Source organism: Nocardiopsis sp. iso_40 (genome assembly GCF_056173285.1).
On record NZ_CM149666.1, the window covers coordinates 5,307,786 to 5,327,366 of the forward strand.

A 19,581-nucleotide genomic window follows, 5' to 3' on the forward strand; every position below is an offset into this window, starting at 1 on the left:
CACGGGGTCAGATCTTGGCGACCTGGTTGAAGGAGAGCTCCACCGGGGTCTCACGGCCGAAGATCGACACCAGCACCTTGAGCTTCTGGGTGTCGGCGTTGATCTCGCTGACGGTGGCGGGCAGGGTCGCGAACGGACCCTCCATGACCGTGACGGACTCGCCGACGTCGTAGGCCACGTCGGAGCGGGCCTCGCCGCCGCCGGAACCCTTGACCTGCTGGGTCTGCTCCGGCTCCTCCTCCGGCTCGGGGGCCAGGAGCTTGGCCACCTCGGTGAGGCTCAGCGGGGCGGGCTTGTTGGACAGGCCCACGAAACCGGTGACACCGGGGGTGTTGCGGATGGCCGACCAGGACTCGTCGGTCAGGTCCATGCGGACCAGGACGTAGCCGGGCAGGACCTTCTCGGTGACCTGCTGGCGCTTGCCGCTCTTGACCTCGGTGACCTCGTGCTCGGGCACCTCGACCTGGAAGATGTACTCCTCCATGTTGAGGGACTGGGTGCGGCTCTCGACGTTGGCCTTGACCCGCTTCTCGTAACCCGCGTAGGTGTGCACGACGTACCAGTCGCCGGGCAGCAGGACGAGCTCGTTCTTGTACTCCTCGACGGGGTCGAGGCGGGGCAGCTCGGGCTCGGCCCCGGCTTCGTCGGATTCGGTTCCGTCGGCAGCCTCAGCGTCGTCGGCCTCGGCGTCAGCGGCCTCGTCGGTGCTCTCAGCGGCCTCTTCGGCCAGCTCCGGGCTGTCGGCGTCGGTCTGCTCGACCGTTTCCTCGGACAGCTCGCCCGCCAGGCCGGTCTCTTCCGCCGACGACTGATCCGGCTCCTCTTCGGGGAAGTCGTCAGAGGTCAGTGGGGACTCGGACACGGCTGCTCTTTCTCTCGTCGGATTCGCTAGTGCGTGCGACGCACACCGAACAGGCCGTGCGTCGAACCCAGTTCTGCCAGCTTACGGTCTTTCCGGGCGACGCGGGACCAACGCGCGGACGAGCGGGAGCGGAGTGGCCGCGAAAACGGCCACCGCCAGGGGCACCCGCCGGGTTCCCGGGGGCGCGGCCTGGGTCCCCTAGGCGCCCGCGGGGCGGCCGAAGGTGCTGTAGAGCCAGGTCACGGCCTCACCGAAGGCGAAGTCGAGAAGGGAGACGTAAGCGAGGACGATCACGACGAACACCAGCACGACGATGGTGTAGGTGACGAGTTCCTTGCGCGTGGGCCAGCGGACCTTGCGCAGTTCCCCGACGACCTGCTTGGTGAACGTCACCGGACCGGTACGACGCTTCGGCTCCTTGTCGGGCTTGGCGTCGGCGTCAGTCTGAGTCACCTGGGGTCCTTAGGGTCGCGGGCTGCTTCGTATCCCCGTAGTTCCGTTGTCTCCGCGGCGGGGCGGCGATGGACGCCACCCCGTACCACGTGCGGACTTGCAGGGCAGGAGGGACTCGAACCCCCAACCGCCGGTTTTGGAGACCGGTGCTCTGCCAATTGAGCCACTGCCCTTGAGCGGAAACTGCGCTCCCCACCATAGCCGGTTCTGAGTGCTGTCGCACACCCTCAGTGGTGTGACACCTGCATAACGACGAACCGACGCGAACGAGTGTACGCCCTCCACGCTGCTCGGGCCAAACCGTTTGACCGCGGGCCCGACCGGGTGTCCGGACCCCGGGGCCGACACCCTCCGGGAACTTCGTCCGGCGGACCGGGGCCTTCCCCCGCAACCGGCCCCGGAGCACACATGACAACATAGGAGCATGACTGACCGACCCCGTATCTCTGCACGTATCAGCGCCATCTCCGAGTCCGCCACCCTCGCGGTGGACGCCAAGGCCAAGGCCATGAAGGCGGAGGGCCGTCCCGTCATCGGCTTCGGCGCGGGTGAACCGGACTTCCCGACCCCCGACTACATCGTCGAGGCCGCGGTGGCCGCGGCCCGTGAGCCGCGCTTCCACCGCTACACCCCCGCCGGCGGCCTTCCCGAGCTGAAGAAGGCCATCGCGGAGAAGACCAGGCGCGACTCCGGTTACGAGGTGGATCCTGCTCAGGTCCTGGTGACCAACGGCGGGAAGCAGGCCATCTACGAGGCCTTCGCCGCCATGCTGGACCCGGGCGACGAGGTCATCGTCATCGCCCCGTACTGGACCACCTACCCCGAGTCGATCAAGCTCGCCGGCGGTGTCCCGGTCTTCGTCGTGACCGACGAGAGCACCGGCTACATGGCCAGCGTCGAGCAGCTCGAGGCCGCGCGCACCGACCGCACCAAGGTGCTGGTGTTCGTCTCCCCGTCGAACCCGACCGGTGCCGTCTACCCGCGCGAGCAGGTCCGCGCCATCGGCCGGTGGGCCGACGAGCACGGCCTGTGGGTACTGACCGACGAGATCTACGAGCACCTGGTCTACGGCGACGCCGAGTTCTCCTCGCTGCCCGTCGAGGTCCCCGAGATCGCGGACCGCACCGTCATCGTCAACGGCGTCGCCAAGACGTACGCGATGACCGGCTGGCGCGTGGGGTGGATCATCGGTCCGAAGGACGTCGTCAAGGCGGCGAGCAACCTCCAGTCGCACGCCACCTCGAACGTCGCGAACGTGTCGCAGGCCGCCGCCCTGGCCGCCGTCTCCGGCGACCTCACCGCGGTCGAGGAGATGAAGAAGGCCTTCGACCGCCGCCGCAGGACCATCGTGCGGATGCTCAACGAGATCGACGGCGTCCTCTGCCCCGTTCCCGAGGGCGCGTTCTACGCCTACCCGTCGGTGAAGGGCGTCCTGGGCAGGGAGATCCGCGGCCGCAGGCCGCAGACCTCCACCGAGCTCGCCGAGGTCATCCTGGAGGAGGCCGAGGTCGCCGTGGTGCCCGGTGAGGCCTTCGGCACCCCCGGCTACCTGCGCCTGTCCTACGCGCTCAGCGACGAGGACCTGGCCGAGGGCGTGAGCCGCATCCAGAAGCTGTTGGCCGAGGCGAAGTAGCCCCGCCCCCTTCTGACGACGAACGCGCCCCGGGTCATCGGCCCGGGGCGCGTTCGTCTCATGTGGTGTTGGCCATTCCCGGCGCGGTGGGTGCCCTTCATGCGGCAGGCTTACGTCATGGAGACACCGACCACCGCTCGCCGACTGGACCGGCTGCCCAAAGCACATCTGCACCTGCACTTCACCGGCTCGATGCGCCACGAAACCCTGGTGGAGCTCGCCGCGGAGCGGGGCGTGCACCTGCCCCAGGCCCTGGCCGAGGAGTGGCCGCCCAAGCTGAGGGCCACGGACGAACGTGGCTGGTTCCGCTTCCAGCGCCTCTACGACATCGCCCGGTCCGTGCTGAGAAAGCCCGAGGACATCTACCGCCTGCTGCGGGAGACGGCCGAGGACGAGAGAGCCGCCGGTTCCCGTTGGCTGGAGATCCAGGTCGACCCCAGCGGCTACGCGGCGCTCTTCGACGGGCTGACCGCGACCCTGGAGCTGATCCTGGACGCCGCCCGCGTGGCCGAGCGGGACACCGGGGTGTCCATCGGCCTGATGGTGGCCGCCAACCGGACCAGGCATCCGCTGGACGCCCGGGCGCTGGCCCGGCTGGCCCGGCAGTACACGGGCAGGGGCGTGGTCTCGTTCGGGTTGAACAACGACGAGCGCCGGGGGCGCGCACGCGAGTTCGAGGCGGCGTTCCGGATCGCCAGGCGGGCCGGGCTGCTCTCGACCCCGCACGGCGGGGAGCTGAACGGGCCCCGGAGCGTGCGCGAGTGCCTGGACGAGCTGGCCGCGGACCGGATCGGCCACGGGGTCCGGGCCGTGGAGGACCCGTACCTGCTGGAGCGGATCGCCACCCAGGAGGTGACCCTGGAGGTGTGCCCGACCTCCAACGTGAGCCTGGGGGTGTTCGAGGAGCTCGACCACGTGCCGCTGCGCAGGCTGTACCAGGCCGGGGCGCCGATCGCCCTGGGCACCGACGACCCGCTGCTGTTCGGCCCCAGGCTGGTGGAGCAGTACCGGATCGCCCGCGAGGTCTTCGGGTTCTCCGACACCGAGTTGGCCGACCTGGCCCGGATGTCCGTCCGGGGCGCGGGTGCCCCCGACTCCCTGAAGAAGGAACTGCTGGCCGGGGTGGACGACTGGCTGGCGGGCGAGCCGGAGCCGGTCGAGGGCTGAGCCCGCGCCCCGAACCGGCGACGCGGGCGCCCCGTGCGCTCCTCCTCCCTCGCCCCGGTTCCGACGGCGGTGCGGGGCAGGGGGCTCCGTCGGCCGACCCTGCCCCGACGGACCGGGCGGGTCAGCCCCTGTCGACGGGCAGACCGGCCCCCGCCCAGTCCTCGATGCCCTCGCGGTACTTGCGGACCCGGGTGTAGCCGAGTCCCTCCAGGGCGGTCGAAACGGCCTGGCTGTTGCCGCACGCGGGGTTGGAGCAGTACACGGCGATGAGGGCGTCCCGGTCGGGGAGCAGTCCGGCCGCCTTGTCCGCGACCTCGTCCGCGGTCAGCGGGAGCGCGCCGGGCAGGTGCTGCTGCTCGTAGTAGGCGCCGCCCAGGGCGTCCAGGACGGTCACGGTGCCGTCGTCGATGTGCTTCCTGAGTTCGTCTCGGCTGATCAGCGCTGTCATGTCACTCTCCCTGCCGGACCGCGGTCCGGCCTCCACGAAAATCGGACCGAAGTCCGCTTATGGCCGCGAGCCTAACCGGACTCAAGTCCGCTTGTCTAGTAGGATGGTGCCCGTGAACGACGAACTGCTCCAGGTCCTGCGCCGGCCGCCCCGGGAACGCGCCGACGCCGCCCGCAACCGGACCCGCCTGCTGGAGGCCGCGGCCCGGCTCTTCGCCGAGGGGGGTGTGGAGGCCCTGACCGTCGACGCGGTCGCCCGGACCGCCGGTGTGGGCAAGGGGACGGTCTTCCGCCGCTTCGGCGACAAGTCCGGGCTGGTGGCCGCCCTCCTGGACCAGCGCGAACGCGAACTCCAGGAGGCGGTGATCTTCGGTGGACCGCCCCTGGGGCCCGGGGCGCCCGCGCGCGAGCGGGCGCTGGCCTTCTTCGACGCCTACCTGGGTTACCTGGCCGACCACCTGGACCTGGTCCGGCTGTCGGAGACCGCCGCGCCGGGCGCCCGCTTCCGCATCGGCGCCTACGCCTTCTGGCACCGGCACCTGGCGATCCTGTGCGCGCACAGACCCGACCCCGACCACCTCGCCCACCTGCTCCTGGGGATGGTCGCCGCCGACCTCAACGCCGAACTGCTCGGACAGGGCCTGGGGTGGGACCGGATCCGCGCGGGGGTCGCCTCGGCCGCCGACACCCTGGTCGGCCCATCGTCACCGGAGGCCTCCTGAGGAGGCGGGACGCACGCAGGGGCCGGGGACACCCCGGAACCGACGGAGCGCGTGTCGGCTTCCGGCTGGCCCGGCCGGCTCCGGACGCTGTCAGCAGGGATGACTGGGCGGTGCGGCGGGCATGGGGAAGGAAGCGCGTCCGGCCTCTCCGCGGTCGACGCACGGGTGGCTGGAGGCCCCTATGCCCATTCCCCTCATCGCCTGGGCCGTCGTGGCGGGCGGTGCCGCCGTCACCACCTACGTGGTGCGCAGGATGTCGAAGGACGAGGACTTCGCCCAGCGGGTCCGGGAGATCAGGAGCGCCGCGGGCGAGGTCGCGGGCGAACTCGCCAGCGGTGCGGTGAGCATGCTCGAGGTGGCTGAACTCCTGGACATGGAGGAACAGGTCGCCATGCGGCACATAGACAAGATGGCCGAGAAGGCGGAGGACGAGGAGTGGAAGCGCTTCACGACCTCCCTGGAGACCTGGACGACCACCCCTGACGTGAGCGAGGAGACCAGGGCCCTGGCCGGGCGCCTGCGCCTGTACGCGGAGCGCGCGAGGTGAGCGGATAGTTTCGCTCGGGATCGTGTGGGGCCCACCCGGAACGGACGCCGTTCTCCGGACGGGCCCCTACCGGTCCGGCAACCGCACGGACCGGGGCGAGGGCTCAGGCGAGGAGCATCCAGGCGCCCTGGACGAGCATGGCCGCGCCCGCGGCGAAGAACAGCACCGCGGCCCCGATCTGGATGGCCCTCTCCGGGAGCTTCTTGCCGAGCACGGCCCCGAGGGCGATGGCGATCGCGTCGGCGGCGACCATGCCGACCGTGGAGCCGATCCACACCGGGAGCCAGTGGTGCTGTGTGCCGACGGTGATGGTGGCGAGCATGGTCTTGTCGCCCAGCTCGGCGACGAGGAAGACCACGAAGACCGTCATGAAGCCCGAGCGGATCCGGCGGGAGGCGGCGCGCTCCTCGTCCTTGGCGGTCATCTCGTCGCCGCGCAGGGTCCAGGCGCCGAAGAGCAGGAACGCGATGCCGGCGGTGAGGGTGAGCCAGTCGGTGGGGACCGCGGCGCCGAGGAACTCGGCCAGGAAGACGCTGCCCAGGTGGACCGCCGCGGTGGCGGCGGTGATGCCCAGGAGCACCGTGAGGACCCGGTGGCGGGTCGCCAGCGACATCGCGACGAGTTGGGTCTTGTCGCCCATTTCGGCGACGAAGATGGCGAAGGCGCTCACACCGAGGCCGACCATAAAAGCTGACATGCGCTGCTCCCGCTGTCCGTGATGGGCAGAAGGAGGCGGAGGACGCCCCTTCAACCCGGTCGTTTCCTACCGGGTCAAAGGTCTCGTCCGCCCCGGGCACCGAGGGGCCTGCGCTCCGCTCAGCCGTGCTCAGTAGGGCTCACACGGCCGGGGCTGCGAGCCCAGTATGTCGACCGTGCGGATTGGGGACTACTCCCCTTCGACACCGAAGACATTACCAGAACCATTTTTCATTGCAATTTATTGCCCTGTCGAATTCATTCAGCAACCTCGCCTGAAAAATGTGTTTGGCGCACCCAACTCAATTCTTCGTTCCTTTGTTCCTGCTGGGCGGGGCTCACAGGCAACACCCCAGGTCAACCCCGGGGTCCCCCGATGCGTCACACTTCAGAGACCACTCCCATCCCCCACCCGAGGAGAGTCCCCCATGCGCAGGAACCCGTCAGCCGCCGTCGGAGCAGTAGTGGCAACACTCCTCGTGGCCGCATGTTCAGGGCACAGCTACGACCAGGACGAGCACCGCGAAACCATCGAGGCATACGGGGTCAGCGTCCGGGACATGGACGCGGTCACCGAGAGGTTCGAGTCGGCCTGCGGCACCGAGGACCCCCAGGCCTGGACCGACGACTACATGAATCAGGGCAGCGACGCCGGACTGCTGATCGTCGGTGTCGAGCAGATGTGCCCGGACCGGGCCGGGGAGTTCGAGCAGGCGCTCGAAAAGCACGGCTGGTAGCCGGCCGGAGCCCGGCACGGACCCCGGCCAGGAGTGGCGGGGGCGGCCGGTGCGCCCCGGTGGTCACCGCGCCGGGGGCCGGTCACCGCCCTCGAGGCTGACGCCCACCATGACCGGTTCGTTGACCAGGCGCACGCCGAAGGCCTCCTCGACCCCGGCCCGCACCTCGCGGGCCAGGTCCAGCAGGTCAGCGGTGCTGGCGCCACCGGGGTTGGTCAGGGCGAGCGTGTGCTTGCCGGAGATCCGCGCGGGACCGGCCCCGTAACCCTTGGCGAACCCGGCCCGGTCGATCAGCCAGGCCGCGGACAGCTTCACGTTGCCTTCGGGGTCGGGGTGCCCGGGGACCTCGGCGTCGGCCCCCAGGCGCGCGGCGGCGCGCTCGCGGAAGGCCGCGTACTCCTCCGGGGCCAGGACCGGGTTGGTGAAGAAGGAACCGGCGCTGCGGGTGTCGGGGTCGGCCGGGTCCAGCACCATGCCCTTGCCCCGGCGCAGCCCCAGGACGACCTCCCGCGCCCGGGCCAGCGGGACCCGCTCCCCCGCCGCCACGCCCATGGTGCGGGCGACCTCGGCGTAGCGGACCGGGCGGCTCAGGCCGCCCCTGCGGAGCTCGAAGACGACCTCGCACACCACGTACCGGTCGCGCCCCTTGAAGACGCTGTCGCGGTAGGTGAACCCGCAGTCGGCGTTGGACATCGTGACCAGCTCACCGGTGGTGCGGTCCAGGGCGAGCACCTCCCGGACGGTCTGGCTGACGTCCTGGCCGTAGGCGCCGACGTTCTGGATGGGGGTGGACCCCACCCGGCCGGGGATGCCGGAGAGGAACTCGATGCCGTTGAGGCCCTCCGCGACGGCCCGGCCGACCAGGGGGTCCCACTCCACACCCGCGTCCGCCCGCAGCAGGACGACCTCCTCGCCGGTTTCCGGGTCTGTTCCGGCCTCGGTCAGCGTGACGCCCCGGGAGGCCACCAGGACCACGGTGCCGGGGAACCCGTCGTCGGCCACCACCAGGTTGCTGCCGCCGCCGAGCACGAGGACGCGCTCACCGTCCCGGTCGGCCCCGGTGACGAGCCGGACCAGCTCGTCGGTGCTGTCAGCGGTGAGGAAGGCCTTGGCGGGGCCGCCCAGGCCGAGTGTGGTGTGGTCGGCGAGCATCGTGGACACGGGCATACCTCTGGTGGAGAGAACGAACGCGGGCGCGGGGCGGGGCGGCTAGGGGAGGCGGACGACGGCGGAGGCCTTGGCGAGGACCTTGGCGCCGCCGGAGCGGGCGGTCAGCAGCACCGTGACGGTGCCGTCCTCGTTCTTGGCCTTGACCTTGCCGGCCACGGTGATCTCGGCGCCCTCGTCGTCGTCGGGCACCACCACGGGGGCGGAGAAGCGCACCGAGTAGTCGACGAGGCTGCCGGGGTCGCCGGTCCAGTCGGTGACGACCCGTCCGGCCTCGGCCATGGTGAACATGCCGTGCGCGATCACGTCGGGCAGGCCGACGGACTTGGCGAAGCGCTCGTTCCAGTGGATGGGGTTGAAGTCACCCGAGGCACCCGCGTAGCGAACCAGGTCCAGGCGGGTGACCGGGAAGGTCCGCTCGGGGATCTGGGTCCCGACCTCGACGTCGGCGTGGCTGATCCTGCTCATCTTTCTTCCCCGCTTCCTAGGAACCCCGGACGACGAGCATCATGCCCGCCGTCACCACGTGCTCGCCGTCGGCCGCCTCCGCCACCGTCTCCAGGGTGAGCAGTTCGTTGCCGCCCAAAGCCTTGATGTCGGTGATGCGGGTGAGGGTGGTCAGGACGTCGCCCGCGCGGAGCGGGCGGCTGTAGTGGAAGCTCTGGTCGCCGTGGACCACCCGGGAGAAGTCCACCCCCAGGTCGGGGTCGGCGATGGCCAGGGCCGACCCGGCCATCCCGAGGATCACCGGAAAGGTGGGCGGGGCGATGACGTCGGGGTACCCCATGGCCTTGGCCGAGGCCCGGTCCAGGTAGACCGGGTTGAGGTCGTTGATCGCCTCGGCGAACTCGCGGATCTTGCCGCGGGTCACCTCGTAGGCCTCGGGCGCGGGGTACTCCCGGCCGAGGTAGTCAGGGTTGATCGCCACGCTCTGCCTCTCCTGTGCACTGTGCGGCCGCACGGGGCCGGCCATAACAAAAGCCCGGTGAGCGATGGGCTCACCGGGCTGGAGTCTACGAGAAACCGACCGCTCCCCGCCTGGGGCGAACGGACCTTCGAGAACCTAGCGGGTCTCGCGGTGGTCGTTGTGCTTGCGGCAGTTCGGGCAGAACTTCTTGATCGTGAGACGGTCGGGGGTGTTCCGACGGTTCTTGCGCGTGATGTAGTTCCGGTGATTGCACTCCTGGCAGGCCAGGGTGATCTTCGGCCTCACGTCTGTGGCAGCCACTTCGGAGTGCCTTTCTCGCTGGAGACATTACCTAGGCGCAGTTGAACACTGCTGCAGACCCACGACGACCCCTGAGTTCTCTGTCTCAGGGGTCAGCGGGTTGGTAGCGGGGGCCGGACTTGAACCGACGACACAGCGATTATGAGCCGCTTGCTCTACCGACTGAGCTACCCCGCCCCGGATCGGACGGGAGTCGATCCAGTTCGGAACACTCCCGGCCCAGGCCGGTGACGTTCCACCGGCCACCCACCTGAGTGGACCGGAACCTCATCAAGTGGTGGAGCCCCTTTACGGAATCGAACCGTAGACCTTCTCCTTACCATGGAGACGCTCTGCCGACTGAGCTAAAGGGGCGCGCTGTGGGGCTTTCTCTCGGCCGCCCCGGGGGCGTTGCCCCCTTGCGCTGGTCATGACTATACAGGGATCTGGGGGTGGTCTGCCAAATCGAATACCCGGGCCCGCCCCAGCAGCCCCGCCCCGGAGCTCCACCGCCCTGCCATGCAAGCACGAAATCCCAGTTCAGAGCAGCTTTCCCAAGCACGGAGAGCTTCCCGGGAAGAGCCCGGAAAGAGGCCGAATGTGACGCCGTGCACCCCCGTGGGGGGCGCTGTGCGCCCTCTGGGGGCCGCCGGGGTCACGAAGCGCCCTCGGCAAGCCAGACGTTGGACATCGCGTCGCGGTTGATCGTGCGGATGTCCGCGGGCAGGCCCAGCCGGCGCAGGGCGTCGGACAGCCGGGTGTCGTGGGTGAACACGATGAGCTGCCGGTGCCGCCCCACCTCCGCCAGTACCGAGGCCAACCCCTCGACCGTCTCCGTGTCCATCGCCTGGACCGGATCGTCGAGCAGCAGGAAACCGAACGGGTTGCCCTCCACCAGCGTGCGCGGCAGGCAGATGGACAGCGCCAGGGCCTGGAACTCGCCCTGGCTGAGCAGCCCCGGCGCGCTCGTCTGGTCGGCCACACCGTCCACGGCCACGTCCACCTCGACCCGCCGACGGGCCCCGCGACCGATCAGCCGCATGCCCTGGAGGTCGATGTGGCGTTCCTGGCGCAGCCGGAACCACACCTGCTCGGCCTGGTTGGCCACCGGCCCCAGCCGCTCCGCCCGCACCCCGCGGGCGTGGTCGGCCAGCCAGTTCAGCGCCGTCTCGGCGGCGCCCAGCGCCTCGCTGGCGGCCACTGCCTCCCGGGCCTCCTCCAACCAGCCGGAGAGGCGGTCGGCGAGGTCGGCCCAGCCGCCCGTGGGGTCCTCCAGCCGTTCGGCGGCGTCCCGCCGCGCGCTGACCGCCGCGGCCCGGAGCCTGCGGCCCACCGTCTCGATGTGCTCAGCGAGCTCCCCGAGGTCGTCGATGTCCGCGCCCGACTCCCAGAGCGCCCACACCTGGCCGAGCTCGCTGTCCGGCGGCAGCCACCCCGGTGTGGGCGAGAGCAGGAAACGTGCCTGGTCCCGGGCGGCCTCGGCCCGCTCGTAGGCGGCCGAGGCGCTGGCCGCCTGGGGTCGCAGGGCGCGCAGCTGCGCGTTGGCCCGGCGCACCCAGTCGGGGCCCAGCGCCCCGGTGGCGGAACAGGTGGGGCAGGTGGTCTCGGTGGGGTGGCGTTTGTGGTGTTCCAGGGCCTGTTCCAGGAGCTGGACCACACCGTGCGCGTGGTCGCCCTTGGTCCCGGCGGCCATCGCCAGCTCCATGGCGGCACCGCGCAGCTCGTTGACGACGTCGCCGATGAGCGCGCGTTCGGGCACGGAGAGGCGGCGCAGGCGGCGCAGGACCACGTGCAGGGCGGGGTCGCTGGGGCCGTCGTCGGCGGCGAGGCGGCGCAGGGCCTCCAGGTCCGTGCTGGGCGCGGAGAGGAGCTGGACGGCCTGGACGGCCCGGGGGTCGTCGGAGGCGCCGAGCGCCTCCAGAAGGGGGCGCACCTCCCTGGAGGGGCGGTCGCGCCGCCGGACCAGGCCGTCGCAGACCTTGGCCAGGCGGCGTTCGGCCTCGGCCAGCCCGGTGAGTCCGAGCAGGGCGGTGAGGGTGTCGTAGAGCTCGGCGGCGCGGCCGGTCACGGTGCGGCCGAGCTCGTCGTAGGACAGGAAGGGCCGGTAGCGGACGAGGTTCTCGCCCCAGTCGAGGGTGCGCAGCGGGGAGATCTCACCGTCGGGGTGGACCACCTCGCCGCGCGCCGAGCGCACGCTCTCCCCCGTCCAGCGGCGGCTGATCCGGGTGGGCCCGCTGTCACCGGCGATGTGGATGTCGACGGTCGCCTCGGTGCGCTCGTCGTAGTGCAGGTTGCGCCAGCCGTCGCGCCAGCCGGTGGGCATGGCGTCCCAGCGGGGGTTTCGGCCGGTCAGCGCCGCCTCCGCGGCCTCGGCGAAACTGGACTTGCCGGAGCCGTTGCGGCCGACGATCACGGTCAGTCCGGGCCCCGGGGGGAAGGTGAGTTCCGCGGGACGCCCGATACCGCGGAAACCCTGGACGCGGATACCGGTGAGGTAGGCCCGGCGCACCCGCCCGGGCGGCGGCCCCGAGGGCCCGGCCGGCACCGTCTCGGGGATGTGCTCACCGCGCAGGAGGGCTTCCAGCGCGTCCTCGCCCCAGAGTGCCGCGTTGACCCAGGCCCTGGCCCGGGACGGCATCCCCGAGCGCGCCAGGGCTTCCAGGAGGGCCGTCGCGGTGGGGTCGTCGGTCTGGGGTGCGGCCCCGTGGCCGTCCCGTCCTGCGTGCGTGTCCGCCTCGGGTATCCGAGTCACCTTCGCCACCCCGCTCCGTTCTCGAACCTGCACCAGCAGAGTAGGACAGGACGGGAGGAAGTGCGCTGGTGATGCGCACAACCCCTACACCCCGACGAGCCTCCTCCTACTACCGTCCCAGGTGAAGTGCAGCGTCGCGATCCCCGGGACGTTGGGGTCGCGCAGGCACTCGTAGATGTTCAGGCTCGGCACGCTCGCGAAGCAGCCCCAGACGCGTTCGGACGTCAGGACGAAGTCCAGGTCCAGTTCGACCAGCAGGCCGAGCAGGCGCCCGTGGGTGGGTTCGTCGACCTTGGCGAAGGCGTCGTCCAACAGGATGAGGCGCGGCGCCCACGGCGCCCGCACCGCCAGGGCGTCGAACTGCGCGGCGGCCGCGGCGAACAGCACCAGGTAGGCGACCACGCGCTGCTCGCCCTGGCTGAGGGCGGTGCGGTGGCCCAGCCGGCGCTCGTCCCCGGCGGAGTCGGTGACGTAGACCGTGAAGGTGAACCAGGAGCGGTAGTCGAGGGCGGCGCGCAGCTGGGCCCCGCCGGTGGCGGTCGGGTCCAGTCGGCGGATCGCCTCGATACAGCGGCGCAGGGCGTCGCGCAGCCGGGTTGTCTGGACGCGGGTGCGCTCCTCGGCCGGGGTGGCCAGCAGCGGGACGACCGCCTCGATGTCGGCCCCGGCGTCGGGCGCCAGGCTCCAGTCCAGGCGCACCCCGAGCCCCGCGGACGTGGTGACGTCCTTGAGGACGTCGTTCATGGTCGCGATGAGGGCGCGGGCCTCGTCGATCTGGCGGGAGAGGTGTCCGGCGAGCTCACCGAGCAGGTGGCGCTCGAAGGCCTCCTCCTCGGCGAGGGCGACGGTCTCCTCGGCGCGGACGACGGCCCCGGCGACGCGTTCGGCGTAGGCGGTGACGTCGTGGGCCCCGTCCTCGTCGTGGACGGTGAGGCGTTTGACGCCGCGCGGCTCGGTGAGTTCGGTGCGGGTCTGGGACAGGCCCACGGAGGCGAGGAGGCGGTGCAGCTCCTCGCGGCTGCCGAGGATGGCGCTGTCGTCGACCTCGTCGACGTCCTCCTGCGCCGCCAGGCCCTCCTCCAGCTGGCCGATGAAGGAGGCCAGGAGGGCCAGGCGCTCGTCGGGCCCGGACCCCTCGGCCTCCGTCCGCCCGTTGACGGCCTCCAGGTAGCGGGCCAGGGGCGCCTCCTGCGCGGCGCAGTCCTCCAGCCCGGCGGCGCGGAGCAGGACGGCGTCGGGGACGGTGTCCTCGGCCCCGGTGACGGCCTTGCTGCCGGGATCGCCGACGGTGGTGACCGAGGAGACCAGGGTCCGCCCCGCGGCCAGGGCCCGGCGGACCTGCTCGGCGCGTTCGGCGGTGGCGGCGTCGAGGCGGGCCTCGGCGCTGACGCGCTCGTCCCGGGCGCGCTGTGCCTCGCGTTCGAGTTCGGGGAGGCGCTCGGCGGCCTCCCGGGCGCGGGCCCGTACCTGTTCGCGGGCGGCGTCGATCTGCTCGGCCGCCACCCCCCGGGCGCGGTCGCCGAGCTCGAACTGGCGGCGCACGGTGATCATGTCGTCGATCGCGGCGGCACGGGCGTCCTCGGCCAGCACGCGGGCGGCGCGGGTGCGGGACCAGGCGGCCACGTGGCGTTCGTGGTCGGCGAGCTCCCAGGCCAGGACTTCGAGGTCGCGCAGGGCCGAGGCGATCAGGACCCGCAGGTGGTCCAGGGCGCGCAGGGCGCTGTCGAGACCGGCCCGTGTGGTGGGCAGGCCCTCGTCCCCGGCCGCCTCCGCCAGTCGGGAGCGGAGGTCGAGGAGTTCGGTGCGCGCGGCCCCGGCGGCCTCCTGGGCGGTCTCGTGCGCGCGCCGGGCCGCGGCCACGTCGTCCCGGGCGACGTCGAGGGCGGCCCAGGCCCGGACGAGCGGAGCGGAGTCGGGCAGGGACCGGGAGACGTCGAGCAGCTCGGCGTAGGAGTGTTCGACCGCCCAGCGGCGCTCGCCCGCCTCGGCCAGGAGTGCCTCGGCGATGGCCATCCGGCGGTCGGTGTTGGCGGCCTGGCGGTCGCGGGCGCGTTTGCGGGCGGCCTCGCCGATGAACTCGGGTTCGTTCTTGTGGTGGGCTCCGGAGGCCACGCCCAGGCGCCAGCCGCCGGAGAGCGACATCGAGCTGACGGTGGCCACGGAGCTGTCCCGGCGGTGCTTGGCCTCGGTGTCGTCAGCGCCGGCGGGCGTCTGGGCGTCCTCCGAGTGCAGGGCGACGGAGGCCAGGAGGGCGCGCAGGTTGTCGTGGTGCACGCTGCGGTCGGGGGCCGGCACGGGGACGAGGACGTCCAGGAGGGTGCGGCCCTTGGCCGTGCGGGCCGGGGTGACGATGAGGTCGCGGCTGCTGGGGTCGTGGAGGCTGCCGTCGGCGCGGATCCACCCGGCGAGCAGGCCGCTGGCCTCCAGCGCCGCCTCCAGTCCGGCCTGTTCGCGGAGGCTGAGCCCGTCGGCGAAGTCGACGGCCAGGTGGAAGGGGACGCCGTCCTCCTCCGGGCGCGGGTAGGTTGCCCAGGCGGGGCGCTCGGGTGCGCTGTCGGCGTCCCGGGCCCGGCGGGCGGCGAGGTCGGCGAGCTCGTCGGAGAGCTGGCCCTCCTCGTTGACGGCGACGTCGCGCCGGGCGCGCAGCTCCTCCAGGAGCGGGTCGACAGCGGTGTGGGCCAGACGTGCGACGGTGGCCGGGACCCCGGGGTCCAGGACGCGCAGGGCGTCGGTGATGGGCAGTTCGACGCTGCCCTCCAGTTCGTGGACGGTCTCACCGAGGGCGTGGGCGTGGTTGGAGTCGCGCAGGCCGGCCGCCCAGGAGCGGACCCCGTCGGCGTAGGCGGTGCTTTCGGCGCGCAGGGCGTCGATGGCCTCCTGCTCACGGGTGTGGGCACGCTCCAGCACGGCCTCGGCGCTCTCGGCCTCGCTGGTCAGGGCGACCAGGCGGCGGTCCGTGGCCGCCTCTGCGGTGGTGAGGCCGGTCAGCCGGACCGCGAGGTCGGTGCGGTCGGCCGCGGCGTCGGCGGCACCGGTGAGCTGGTCGTGCAGGAGGCCGAGGTGTTCGCGCAGGACGGCGAGGTCGATGCCGTCGACCGGGGCGCGTTCCACGGCCTGTTCCAGCCCCTGGAGGTCGACCCGGGTGGTGTTCTCCCGGGGCGCGTGGACCGTGGTGGTCGCGTCGGGGACCTGGCCGAGGGCCCGGGGGTCGAGTCCCGCCGCGGTGGCCGCGCGGGAGGCTTCGATGTGGGTCTGGCGGAGGACCTCCAGCGCGCGCTCGATGGCCGCGGTGTCCTCGGCCAGGCGGTCCACGGCGTGGGTCTCGGTGGTGACGGCGTGTTCGGCCGCGGCCCAGGCCGCCTCCGCCGCGCGGATGTAGGCGCCGACGGCGGCGTCGTAGGCGCGGCGTTCGTTGGTGGTGGCTGTGGCCGCGTCGTTCTGTGCGGTGGCCAGGGTGCCGTCGTCGGCGTTGGCGGTGTCCCGGGTGCGGCGGGCCTGGTCGCGTTCCTCGGCGACCTGGCTCTCCGCGGTGATGAGCTCGTCCAGCTCGGCGCGCAGGCGGTCGGTCTCCTCCGTGCGGCGGGTGCACGAGTCGAGCTGTTCCCGGACCTCGGCCGCGCGGGTGCGCAGGGTGTGCAGGAGGTAACCGTGGTAGTCGGCGAGGAAGGCGGTGACGCCGGCCCCGGCCTCGGTGAGCTCGTCCTTGTCGGTGCGCGCCTGTTCGAGGTCGGCGATGTTGCGGGCGACCTCGTCCAGGATGGACTCGTCCATCGGGGGGAGCGCCTCGGACAGGACGCTGACCAGCTCACCGGCCTCCAGCCGGTCGCCGATGGTGGGGCGGCGCAGGCGGTAGAGCAGGTGGATGAGGTTGCGGTAGCGGACGGAGTCGTCGATGCCGAACAGGCTCCGCATCACCCGGGCACGGTAGGGGACGGCGCTGGTGAAGCAGTTGTCGGCGCCGATCTCCGAACGCAGCCGGTCCACGGGTTTGGGGCGGCCGTCGGTGACCAGTTCCAGGTCGTGTCCGACACGGCGGTCGGTCACGAAGTACACGCAGCGGGGGTCGGCGTCGCCGACCGCCATGACGGCGGCGCCCAGGGTGAGGTGCCGGGGCGGGGCGTCGGTCCCGTCCTGGTCGGAGACCGCCGGGGAGGCGGTGCCCGCGGCCTCGGGGTCGGCGGCGGGGGCGGGGGCGGTGAGCAGTGCCGACGCGGAGCCGGGTCCGTCGGGGGTACGCGCGGCGGAGTCCAGGCCGCGGTCGCCGCGGGCGGTGGTGAACTCCACCCACAGGTAGCCCAGGCGGGTGGCGGGCCCGGACTCGTCCTCGGCGTCCTGCCCGGAGGGGTCCTCGGGCCCCTGGACGGGTCCGCCCAGCAGGTCGGGGCCGGTGTCCTCCTCGTCGGGACCGCGGGAGGCCCGGGGGTCGTCGGCCATGAGCCAGCGCAGGCTGGTGCGGTTGGTCCCGGTGGTGTCCAGCCGCCGGACGTCCCCGTCCAGCAGGAAGGGGAGCAGCATCTCCAGCGCCTTGGACTTGCCCGCGCCGTTGCGGCCGCGCAGCAGAAGCCGACCCTCGGCGAAGTCCAGGACGTGGTCGTCGTACTGCCAGACGTTCCGGATTCCCGCGCGTTCGAGGCGGTAACGGGGGGTGTCGGCAGGATCAGCCGGAGCCGTCCCGGGGGCCTCGATCGTCTCCTGTGTCACCACTGGTCGCGCTCACCTTCTCGTTCGCCACCGCTTGCAGCACGGACGCCACCCGGTCGAGGTCGCCGCGGGGGTCGGCCTGGGCGTCGGGCCCACCGTGACCGGAACCACGCGGTTGCGCGGAGTGTGTCCGGCTGTCTTCGTCATTGTCCTGGATCCGGGGGACGCGATCGTCCACGTCGGCGCCGAAGCGGGCCGCCGCCGCACTGAGGAGCCGCTCCCCCGGTCTGCCCGTGAGCAGACCGAGGCCGCTGAGGAGCTCCAGCACGAGAGCGGACAGCCGGTCCGGGGCGGGGAGCTCGGGTCCGGCGGTACGCGCCCACTCGGCGCGGGCCGGGGCGTCAGCGCCGCCGAAGGCCTCCAGCGCAGCGTGCAGTTCCTGTTCGGGGACGGGGACGGAGGTGGCGGGGCGGCCGGGGTGCAGGCGGCCGGAGAGGTGGCGGACCAGGGCGAGGGCCGTGTGCCCGACTGGGTCGTCCGAGGGGAAGCACGGGGTCGCCGCGGCCTCGTCCGGCATGACGAGCGCCACACCCTCGGCGCGGATCTCGGTGTCGCAGCCGAGGAGGTTGCCGAGCGCGGCGGCGGCCCGCCACTGGTGGGCGGCCAGGCGGTCGCGCTGGCGGTCCGGGAGCCGCTCCCGGTAGACGACGGCGGTCTCGGCCAGGATGCGGCGCAGGACGACCTCGCCCGCCTGGTCGCTCTCCGGGTCCGGGTCGACGGCGTCGGCGAGGAAGGACTCGGGGTCGTCGCCGGCCCTGGGCAGGTGCGCGGCCACCGAGCGCAGGACCTCGGTGTCCGGGAGGAGCCCGGCGTCGACGGCGGCGTCGGCCTGGTGTCCGCGGACCGTGCCCGAGGTCTCGGTGAGCGCGCCGAGGCCGATCAGGTGCTGCAGGGCGGCGCAGAAGGCCCGGCGTTCGCCGAGGCCGCGCGCGGGATCGGCGTCGATCCCGGCTTCCCGGGCGGCGGCGCGGACCTGCGCGGCGAGGGAGCGGACCGTGGTGGGCCCGGTCCGCTCGACCAGGACCGCGAGGGCCAGGGCGAGGTAGGTGTGGGCCCGGGGGGTGAAGCGGGAACCGGTGGGGCGGGTGAGGGGCCGGACCACCTCGCTGACCAGGCCGCGCTTGACCAGCCGGGCGTGGTCGTCGGCCACGGTGAGGCGGTAGCCGAGGACCCGCTGGAAGCGTTGGACGAGCCATTCCGCGTGCGATCGCACGAGGGAGAACTCGGCGGGGTGGGTGCGCCGGGTGAGCAGGGGGCGGGCCATGAGGGTGCGCGCGGCGGCCTGCCGCTCACCGATGAGGGCGGCGTCCTCCGTGTGGGTGTTCGTCTCCATCACCCCCACCTCCGCGTCCAGGGCGTTTGCGTCGTGATCTCGATGGGACCGGTGGTCTCCGTGTCGGGGTCCTGGTTCTGGTCGGGTTCGGTTTCCGCGGCCGATTCGGGCTCGGGTTCCGGTGCTGTCCCCGCTCCCGTGAACGCGTCCGGAACCCGGATCGGGGCCGTGTCCGGTTCCGGGGAGGCCTCCGTGCCCGACTCCGATACCGGTTCCGCGAGCGTGCCCGGCTCCGTGGCCGTTTCCGGGGCCGGATCCGGGAGCAGGTCCGGGGCCGTTTCCCCCTCCGGAGCCGTCTCCCGAACCGGGGGCTCGTCCGGTTCCGGTTCCGCGAACGTGTCCGGTCCGGGGAGGGTACCGGTGGGGGCCGGTTCGCCGACAGGGTCGTTCCCGGCACTGACCGGCGCGACCGCGGCCGGGGCCCGGACCTCCTCGCGGGTCGGGTTCCCGGGCGGGGGCGCGGTGTCCAGCGTGTGCTGCTCGTAGGAGGTGACCCGCAGCCGCAGCCCCTCCAGGGTCAGGTCGCCGCCCTCGCCGCGGACCGTGACCTCGGCCCCGGGGGCGGCGTACACGTGCAGGCGCAGTCCGAACTCCAGGTCGCCCGCGGAGGTCGGCCGACGGGAGGCGTCGCCGGAGCCGAGGGCCGCGGTGAGCAGTTCCATGAGGACCTCCATCCCGGCGCCGGACAGGTCCAGGCGGGCGTGGTCCCCGGTGGGTTCGGCGAGCAGGGAGCGGATCTGTTCGGCCCCGGCGCGACGCCAGTGGGCGGAGGACTCGGCGGCGTCCCGCAGCCGGGCCTGCTGGGCGCGGTGGTCGCGCACGGGTTCGGGCAGCCGGGTGCCGGGGTGTTCGGTGACGGTGCTGCGGTCGGGTTCGGCCTGCCACCAACTGGTGGTCGCCGCGACGGTGTCGTCGACGCGCCCCTCGATGTGGCGGGCGGGGTGGAGGGCGAAGGCAGCCGCGGCCAGTTCGTCGGCCCGGTCGGGTTCGGCCTCCTCGAACCAGGTGGCCAGGCGCAGCAGGGCAGCGCGGCCGTGCCGTGGCACCGGCCGGTCACCGGTGCCCTGTCCGTCGTCCGCGCGGTCGTCCGTCCGCTGGTTGAGTCCCACAACTCAGCAGACTAGAGACCTCCGGAGCCCGCCACGCCCGATTCGGCC

The 19,581-nt window shown here is 72.5% G+C and carries 17 protein-coding genes and 3 tRNA genes; 5 read left to right on the plus strand and 15 right to left on the minus strand.

The genetic code is table 11. From position 1 onward, the window contains the following. Positions 1-7: 7 nt before the first annotated feature. From nusG to AC0VYD_RS23025, 3 genes are all read right to left on the minus strand, one after another. The gene (gene nusG, locus AC0VYD_RS23015) at positions 8-862 is read right to left on the minus strand and encodes a transcription termination/antitermination protein NusG (protein ID WP_475477440.1); all 855 of its coding nucleotides are present in this window, start codon (positions 860-862) and stop codon (positions 8-10) included. 198 nt (positions 863-1,060) lie between these two features. Then, complete coding sequence (gene secE / locus AC0VYD_RS23020; protein WP_191266703.1) at positions 1,061-1,315, minus strand: preprotein translocase subunit SecE; 255 nt, start codon at positions 1,313-1,315, stop codon at positions 1,061-1,063. Positions 1,316-1,415: 100 nt separating this feature from the next. After that, a tRNA-Trp gene (locus AC0VYD_RS23025) sits at positions 1,416-1,488 on the minus strand. Positions 1,489-1,739: 251 nt separating this feature from the next. Here AC0VYD_RS23025 and AC0VYD_RS23030 point away from each other — a divergent pair. Then, entirely contained in the window at positions 1,740-2,948 is a 1,209-nt protein-coding gene (locus tag AC0VYD_RS23030; RefSeq protein WP_475477441.1) for a pyridoxal phosphate-dependent aminotransferase, read from the plus strand. Positions 2,949-3,065: 117 nt separating this feature from the next. After that, on the plus strand, positions 3,066-4,115 hold the full coding sequence (locus tag AC0VYD_RS23035) for an adenosine deaminase (protein ID WP_475480350.1): 1,050 nt from the start codon (positions 3,066-3,068) through the stop codon (positions 4,113-4,115). A 121-nt stretch (positions 4,116-4,236) separates the two neighbouring features. Here the strand turns inward: AC0VYD_RS23035 and AC0VYD_RS23040 are convergent, their stop codons facing one another. Beyond that, a complete protein-coding gene (locus AC0VYD_RS23040) occupies positions 4,237-4,563 on the minus strand; it encodes a rhodanese-like domain-containing protein (protein WP_475477442.1) in 327 nt (108 codons plus the stop codon). 112 nt (positions 4,564-4,675) lie between these two features. Here AC0VYD_RS23040 and AC0VYD_RS23045 point away from each other — a divergent pair, with 112 nt between their 5' ends. Together AC0VYD_RS23045 and AC0VYD_RS23050 are read left to right on the plus strand one after the other, a co-directional pair. Then, positions 4,676-5,284, plus strand: coding sequence for a TetR/AcrR family transcriptional regulator (locus AC0VYD_RS23045; RefSeq protein ID WP_475477443.1), 609 nt, complete (start codon positions 4,676-4,678; stop codon positions 5,282-5,284). A gap of 181 nt (positions 5,285-5,465) precedes the next feature. Beyond that, positions 5,466-5,831, plus strand: a complete 366-nt coding sequence (locus tag AC0VYD_RS23050) for a hypothetical protein (RefSeq protein WP_475477444.1) — start codon at positions 5,466-5,468, stop codon at positions 5,829-5,831. 103 nt (positions 5,832-5,934) lie between these two features. Here AC0VYD_RS23050 and AC0VYD_RS23055 read toward each other — a convergent pair whose 3' ends face one another. Further along, on the minus strand, positions 5,935-6,528 hold the full coding sequence (locus tag AC0VYD_RS23055) for a TMEM165/GDT1 family protein (protein ID WP_475477445.1): 594 nt from the start codon (positions 6,526-6,528) through the stop codon (positions 5,935-5,937). A gap of 463 nt (positions 6,529-6,991) precedes the next feature. Here AC0VYD_RS23055 and AC0VYD_RS23060 point away from each other — a divergent pair, with 463 nt between their 5' ends. Beyond that, entirely contained in the window at positions 6,992-7,264 is a 273-nt protein-coding gene (locus AC0VYD_RS23060; RefSeq protein WP_475477446.1) for a hypothetical protein, read from the plus strand. A 63-nt stretch (positions 7,265-7,327) separates the two neighbouring features. Here the strand turns inward: AC0VYD_RS23060 and AC0VYD_RS23065 are convergent, their stop codons facing one another. The 10 genes from AC0VYD_RS23065 to AC0VYD_RS23110 all read right to left on the minus strand — a co-directional run bounded on the left by AC0VYD_RS23065 (position 7,328) and on the right by AC0VYD_RS23110 (position 19,533). Continuing rightward, positions 7,328-8,431: a UDP-N-acetylmuramate dehydrogenase gene (locus tag AC0VYD_RS23065; protein WP_475477447.1), complete on the minus strand. Its 1,104-nt coding sequence runs from the start codon at positions 8,429-8,431 to the stop codon at positions 7,328-7,330. A 42-nt stretch (positions 8,432-8,473) separates the two neighbouring features. Further along, on the minus strand, positions 8,474-8,899 hold the full coding sequence (locus AC0VYD_RS23070; protein ID WP_475477448.1) for a MaoC family dehydratase: 426 nt from the start codon (positions 8,897-8,899) through the stop codon (positions 8,474-8,476). A 16-nt stretch (positions 8,900-8,915) separates the two neighbouring features. Further along, a complete protein-coding gene (locus tag AC0VYD_RS23075; RefSeq protein ID WP_473038007.1) occupies positions 8,916-9,359 on the minus strand; it encodes an FAS1-like dehydratase domain-containing protein in 444 nt (147 codons plus the stop codon). A 135-nt stretch (positions 9,360-9,494) separates the two neighbouring features. Further along, a complete protein-coding gene (rpmG, locus tag AC0VYD_RS23080) occupies positions 9,495-9,659 on the minus strand; it encodes a 50S ribosomal protein L33 (RefSeq protein WP_026117477.1) in 165 nt (54 codons plus the stop codon). Positions 9,660-9,760: 101 nt separating this feature from the next. After that, positions 9,761-9,836, minus strand: a tRNA-Met gene (locus AC0VYD_RS23085). A gap of 101 nt (positions 9,837-9,937) precedes the next feature. Further along, positions 9,938-10,013, minus strand: a tRNA-Thr gene (locus AC0VYD_RS23090). Between the two features lie 280 nt (positions 10,014-10,293). Further along, positions 10,294-12,399 (minus strand): AAA family ATPase, encoded by a 2,106-nt coding sequence (locus tag AC0VYD_RS23095; RefSeq protein WP_475477449.1) that lies wholly within the window; start codon positions 12,397-12,399, stop codon positions 10,294-10,296. A 75-nt stretch (positions 12,400-12,474) separates the two neighbouring features. Then, on the minus strand, positions 12,475-17,094 hold the full coding sequence (locus tag AC0VYD_RS23100; RefSeq protein ID WP_475477450.1) for a TIGR02680 family protein: 4,620 nt from the start codon (positions 17,092-17,094) through the stop codon (positions 12,475-12,477). Next, positions 17,048-18,424, minus strand: a complete 1,377-nt coding sequence (locus tag AC0VYD_RS23105) for a TIGR02678 family protein (RefSeq protein WP_475477451.1) — start codon at positions 18,422-18,424, stop codon at positions 17,048-17,050. Before AC0VYD_RS23105 ends, AC0VYD_RS23100 begins: the two co-directional genes overlap by 47 nt. Next, complete coding sequence (locus AC0VYD_RS23110) at positions 18,424-19,533, minus strand: DUF2397 family protein (protein WP_475477452.1); 1,110 nt, start codon at positions 19,531-19,533, stop codon at positions 18,424-18,426. The genes AC0VYD_RS23105 and AC0VYD_RS23110 overlap by 1 nt, the downstream gene beginning before the upstream one ends. Positions 19,534-19,581: the final 48 nt, after the last annotated feature.